The organism is Mesorhizobium sp. P3_A9 (assembly GCF_056402975.1).
On sequence record NZ_JBFUGJ010000840.1, the window covers coordinates 1 to 525 of the forward strand.

The 525-nt window shown below is 59.6% G+C and carries 1 protein-coding gene; it reads right to left on the reverse strand.

Annotated features, from left to right (window positions below; all coding sequences use genetic code 11):
* Window positions 1-68 precede the first annotated feature (68 nt).
* Window positions 69-525, reverse strand: a 457-nt coding sequence (locus AC1DX0_RS37035; protein ID WP_477359672.1) for an acetyltransferase, incomplete at its 5' end; no start/stop codon positions are given.

The window sequence follows — 525 nt, forward strand, 5'->3', positions numbered from 1 at the left end:
ATGTGAGCGCTCCCAGGACGAGCCGCCAGGCCGGCATACCAATCCGGCGCGCTTGAAGCGTAGTCGCGTCATATCTTTCTCAGCCGAGAGCTCGGCACTTTCGACCGCTCCGTCGCGTTGCCGAGATAGACCCCGTCGGGCGCCGCATCCGCCAGGATCAACGCTCCGGCGCCGATCACACACCTCTCGCCGACACGGATATGATCGCGCAGCGTCGCGTTGACACCCAGGAAGCAGGCCTCACCGATATCGACCCCACCTGAGACCACGATATGCGAGGCAAGAAAGCAATGATCGGCAATGCGCGAGTGGTGCCCGATGTGATTGCCGCTCCACAGCGTCACATTGTTGCCGATCGATGCGAAAGGCTGAATCACGTTGTTTTCGAGAATGAAGCAGTTTTCGCCGATTTTGCCGTCGTTGAGCACTGTTGCCCTGGAGCTGATGTAGCTGGCGAAATCGTAGCCCAGCGCCTTGAGCGCCAGGTATTTTTCGCGGCGGACCTCGTTCAGTTTGCTGTAGCTG